Annotated in this window: 3 protein-coding genes, 2 pseudogenes and 2 riboswitches; of the genes and pseudogenes, 3 read left to right on the plus strand and 2 right to left on the minus strand. The window is 40.0% G+C overall.

The genetic code is table 11. From position 1 onward, the window contains the following. On the minus strand, window positions 1-328 hold a 328-nt coding region (locus tag AC1DUW_RS20400; RefSeq protein ID WP_477643314.1), incomplete at its 3' end, for a YqhG family protein. Then, window positions 306-1,984, minus strand: a pseudogene (locus AC1DUW_RS20405) (DEAD/DEAH box helicase). The pseudogene AC1DUW_RS20405 and the gene AC1DUW_RS20400, both read right to left, overlap by 23 nt. A 383-nt stretch (window positions 1,985-2,367) precedes the next feature. Then, a riboswitch (glycine riboswitch) is annotated at window positions 2,368-2,455 on the plus strand. A 3-nt stretch (window positions 2,456-2,458) separates the two neighbouring features. Further along, a riboswitch (glycine riboswitch) is annotated at window positions 2,459-2,542 on the plus strand. A gap of 153 nt (window positions 2,543-2,695) precedes the next feature. Between AC1DUW_RS20405 and gcvT the strand changes: the two are divergent. The 3 genes and pseudogenes from gcvT to AC1DUW_RS20420 all read left to right on the plus strand — a co-directional run. Beyond that, window positions 2,696-3,802, plus strand: a complete 1,107-nt coding sequence (gcvT, locus tag AC1DUW_RS20410; RefSeq protein ID WP_053346937.1) for a glycine cleavage system aminomethyltransferase GcvT — start codon at window positions 2,696-2,698, stop codon at window positions 3,800-3,802. Between the two features lie 18 nt (window positions 3,803-3,820). Further along, on the plus strand, window positions 3,821-5,167 hold the full coding sequence (gene gcvPA, locus AC1DUW_RS20415; protein ID WP_053346936.1) for an aminomethyl-transferring glycine dehydrogenase subunit GcvPA: 1,347 nt from the start codon (window positions 3,821-3,823) through the stop codon (window positions 5,165-5,167). After that, a pseudogene (locus AC1DUW_RS20420) lies at window positions 5,160-5,422 on the plus strand (aminomethyl-transferring glycine dehydrogenase subunit GcvPB); the annotation flags it as partial. The gene gcvPA and the pseudogene AC1DUW_RS20420, both read left to right, overlap by 8 nt.

Here is a 5,422-nt window from a genome sequence, read left to right on the forward strand (position 1 = left end):
GGAGTGTATCCTCGAAAAGTCTAGTATATCCAGCCAGCCTTTTTGTTGATTCGATAATTTGATGGAGACGGGGCGAACCAAAGTGAATTCGTTCTCCTTTCATATTGGGTGGAGCCTGTTCAGGATCAGTAATGAAGGTAATCTGGGCTGGGTTTGGAATCCCGCTCGTTTTTTCAAGATAATGCCAATAAAAGGGACGGTTCATTAACTCTTTATCCATTTCAATCGTCAGTTGAACAGTGATATGGGATGGGGCATTCTCTAGTACTTCACAATCATTAGCTTCAAAGAAAGTTATTAAAAAATCATGAATTTCCTGTTGCTGCATGAATCTCACCTTCCTTCATAGTTTGAGCGAATTGAATCATCGATGAAAAATTATCCATCTTGATTTTCATTTCACCCTCAGTTCGGGACTCGCCGACCACGTCAATTAAATATTCTTCGATGTTAGTAATATCCAGCTTCGTTAAAATATCATCCAATTCACCAATTACTTTTTCAAACAAATGGATTTTTTCATATAATAATTTCAAAATATGTTCTTCAACTGTATTTTTCGTTGCAAAGTTATATATCATGACATCTTCTTCCTGGCCAAGTCGGTGAATCCGTCCAATTCTTTGTTCAAGTCTCATTGGATTCCATGGCAGGTCAAAATTAATCAAGTGGTGGCAAAATTGAAGGTTTATTCCTTCCCCACCGGCTTCGGTAGCAATTAAAACTTGAATCTGCTTTTGGAATAATTCTCTCATCCAGTCTTTTTTTCCACGCTTAAAGCCGCCGCGGAAGGGAACTGAGGAAATTCCATTCTGTTGTAAATACCACTGTAAATATAGCTGAGTGGCTCTGTATTCGGTAAAGATAATCACTTTGTCATCAATTTTCTTGATGAGCTCTAAAGCTTTTTCAGCCTTGGAGTTTTGTTCTGTTTCATTTACCTTCTCAAACAGCTCATCTAGCTTTGCTAAAAAGTCATGGGAAGGCTGTTCATATTTGGCTTTCATGTTTTTCAATGTATAAAAAACGGCTTCTCTGCTGCTGCATGCTTCTCTTTGGAGCGTGAGTGCTGAAAAAGAACTTCCCTTCGATCCATCTGAAATAGGCTTAAATTTGGAAACAGCGTCGTACAAGGCTTGTTCAGTTGGAGAAAATTCAATGATGATTGTTTCCACCTGCCTTTTTGTCCATTCAATTCCAGTATCAGCCCGTCGGTTCCGAATCATTACAGTGTTGACGAGTTCCTTTAGGTGCTCATCCTCAATAACATTTCGGCCTTTGCCTTTATATTTCTCAGAAAAGAGTGTTGCATTTCCCAAGTGTCCCGGTTTCAATAACGAAACAAGATGGAAAATTTCTTCGACTTTATTTTGAATTGGCGTAGCTGTCAGCAATAAACAAAATTTCTTTTTCAGATTTTGGACAAATTCATAGTTCTTCGTTTTATTATTTTTAAGTTTATGAGCTTCATCAATAATGATAAAGTCATATTGCTGATTAAAAATGATATCTCGATGGGGAGCGCGTTTCGCTGTATCAATGGATGATATAACAACATCGCATGATTCCCACACATAGCTTTTTCTTTGAACAACAGCCGGAATATGAAACTTGGTATTCAATTCAAAAGCCCATTGACTTACAAGTGAAGCGGGGACAAGAATTAATACTTTTTTAACAAGACCTCGGATCATATATTCCTTTAGAATCAAGCCAGCTTCGATTGTTTTCCCGAGACCTACTTCATCAGCTAAAATGGCTTTTCCATTCATCTTTTCAACTACCTGCTTTGCCGCTTCCAATTGGTGGGGAAGTGGGGTGAGCTGTGGAAGATGCTTGGGTGCCTGTAAACCTTCAAAATCAGGAATAATGAGGTTTTCTTCCATTTGAACAGCCAATTTATAAAGCCCCATGGACCGTCATTTTCCATCTTTTGTAGAAACTCGTCATTCCAATCAGAACTGAAGGATATATTAATTTTCATTGAAACTACTCCTTCTAAAATCATAATTTTCTTATTTAAGGTTGAAACCCGAACATTTTATATGTGAAGTAAGAAAAATATTTCTCAGTAAAAAATATTGCAGAGAAAAGTTTCTTAAGGTAGGATGTAAGTATATTTAGAAAATTCCAATTTCCCAAACGCTTAAGAGAAGCGTACATTTTTATGAATGTAGTTCATGTTTTTCATAGTATGGGCAACCGCCTCTTACTTTATCCCAGATTAACAGACTAGAGATCATTCATTAAGTTCTGAAGTTTTAAGGAGAGTTGGTAGAAAAAGCATATTGTAAATGCACAGAGGTTTTACTAACTATCAGTAGGATTAATTACTTTCCTAATTGGTGGAGACACATTTATATGCGGGTGAAGATAAGGGGAGAGACTACGAATGTAGCGCCGAAGGAGCAAACTTAGCAGTGAATCTCTCAGGCAAAAGAACTCTTATTGGACGCAACTCTGGAGAGCGCCGCTCGTTGCAGAACGGCCACCAAAGGGGAAAGCCTATTATATAGGTAAACTTTCAGGTTTCAGGACAGAGAAAAAGCTCTTTAGGGCTTTCTCTGTCCTTTTTTGTGCCCTTTTTTCCACATTATGAATCAGGATGAGAAGTATAAGATGATCTGACAGAATGGAAAGAAGCTTTTAGAAAAGTGAGCAAAGTAAATCTAAAAAATCTAAGGGGGGTCATTTTTTGACCAATTTAAAAAGAACGCCACTATTTGAGGTTTATCGTGAATACGGAGGAAAAACGATCGATTTTGGCGGCTGGGAACTTCCTGTCCAATTTTCGGGTATCAAGGACGAACATGAAGCAGTTCGTACAAAAGCTGGCTTATTTGATGTTTCCCATATGGGTGAGGTTGATGTGAAGGGCCCAGGGAGTCTTTCCTTTTTACAAAAAATGATGACCAATGATGTATCAAAGCTAAAACAGGGCGGAGCAATTTATACGGCTATGTGTTATGAAAACGGCGGTACTGTTGACGATCTTATCATTTATAAAAAGGCAGAAGACGACTATCTGCTCGTGGTCAATGCCGCCAATACAGAAAAAGATTTTAACTGGCTACAAGCTAATTGTTCAGAGGATGTCCAACTTTCGGATGTATCAAGCGATTATACACAGTTGGCACTGCAGGGACCTTTGGCAGAGAAAATATTACAAAAAATATCTAATGATACACTTTTGAGTGAAATTGGCTTTTTTAAATTCAAGGAAAATGTCCTGATAAATGGGCTTTCCACGATGGTTTCACGTACAGGATATACGGGTGAAGATGGTTTTGAAATATATAGCCACAGTGAAAATGGCCCGGCCCTTTGGAGAGCTATTCTAGATGCAGGAAAAGAAGAAGGGATACTGCCGATAGGTTTAGGGGCACGTGACACACTCCGCTTTGAAGCTAAACTTCCGCTTTATGGACAGGAGCTTTCACCAGATATTACCCCAATTGAAGCCGGGATTGGTTTTGCGGTTAAAGTGGATAAGGAAGCCGACTTTTTCGGGAAAGCCGTTCTTACTGAACAAAAGGAAAAAGGGGCACAACGTAAGCTTGTCGGAATTGAAATGATTGACCGCGGCATTCCTCGTCATGGCTATAAGGTATACAGTGGGGATAAAGTCATTGGTGAAGTTACGACTGGCACTCAATCACCAACATTGAAGAAAAATGTAGGATTGGTACTTATCGATAAAGATTATTCGGTGATGGATTCTGAAGTCGAAGTGGAAATTCGTTCAAAACGATTGAAAGCTGTTATTATACAAACACCTTTTTATAAAAAACCACGTAAATAGAGAGGAATGGTCATTAAGATGAAACATCGTTACTTACCCATGACAGAGCAGGATAAACAACAAATGCTGGAGGTAATAGGGGTCCCTTCTGTTGAGAACCTTTTCAACGATATTCCTGAAAGTGTCCGCTTTCAAGGCGAATATGACATTAAACCAGCTAAATCAGAGCCAGCCTTAATGAAAGAATTATCAAAACTTGCTTCCAAGAATGCTGATCTTAAAAACTATGCCTCCTTTCTTGGTGCGGGCGTGTATGACCATTATTCACCGGTCATCGTCGATCATGTTCTTTCCCGCTCGGAGTTTTATACAGCCTACACCCCTTATCAGCCAGAAATTTCACAGGGGGAGCTTCAGGCCATTTTTGAATATCAAACGATGATTTGTGAAATGACAGGAATGGATGTAGCCAATTCCTCCATGTATGACGGAGGGACGGCATTAGCGGAAGCAGCGATGCTTGCATCCGGTCATACACGACGTAAGAAAATTCTAATTTCAGCGGCAGTACATCCTGAATCAAGGGAAGTCGTTAAGACGTATGCGAAAGGTCAGCGAGTGGAAGTCATTGAAATTCCATTTAAAGATGGTGTGACAGATCTAGCTGCCTTAAAGGAATTGGCGAAAGACGATATTGCGGGAGTCATTGTGCAATATCCAAACTTCTTTGGACGTATTGAACCGTTGAAAGAAATGGAAGAAATCATTCATGGTGTGAAATCCATGTTTATCGTTTCAAGTAACCCGCTTGCACTAGGTGCATTGACCCCTCCAGGTGCCCTTGGTGCGGATATCGTAACAGGCGATGCTCAGCCATTCGGTATTCCAGCAGCTTTTGGCGGACCGCATTGCGGATACTTTGCGGTCACGAACAAACTTGTTCGAAAAGTGCCAGGTCGTCTCGTCGGGCAAACAGTGGATGAAAATGGTAAACGGGGATTTGTGCTGACGCTTCAAGCTCGTGAGCAACACATTCGTCGTGACAAGGCCACATCCAATATTTGTTCCAATCAGGCGTTAAATGCTTTGGCAGCTTCTGTTGCGATGACCGCACTTGGGAAAAAGGGTGTCAAAGAAATGGCAGTGAATAATATTCAAAAAGCCTATTATGCGAAAAAAGCTATAAAGGAAAAAGGAATAGAAGTGGTGTTTGAGGGACCATCGTTTAATGAATTTGTCATTAAACTGCCGGCATCTTACCAAGAAATTAATCAAAGTCTTTTTGAAAAAGAAATTATCGGCGGCTTCGACTTAGGGACTGTTTATCCACAGCTAAAAGACCATATGCTTGTGGCTGTAACAGAACTTAGAACAAAAGAAGAAATTGATGCACTTGCGCAGGAATTGGGGGATCAACATGAATAATCAAGATCAATCACTCATTTTTGAAATCAGTACGTCCGGTCGAATCGGGTACAGTCTACCGGAAATGGATGTTGAAGAAATTTCACTTGAAGAGATTTTTCCTGCCGAATACATCCGTCAAGAAGAGGCTGAGCTTCCAGAAGTATCGGAATTAGATATCATGCGTCATTATACAGCTCTTTCCAAACGGAATCACGGGGTGGATTCGGGCTTTTATCCACTCGGTTCTTGTACGATGAAGTATAACCCGAAGAT

It is taken from the genome of Peribacillus sp. P4_C12 (genome assembly GCF_056402095.1).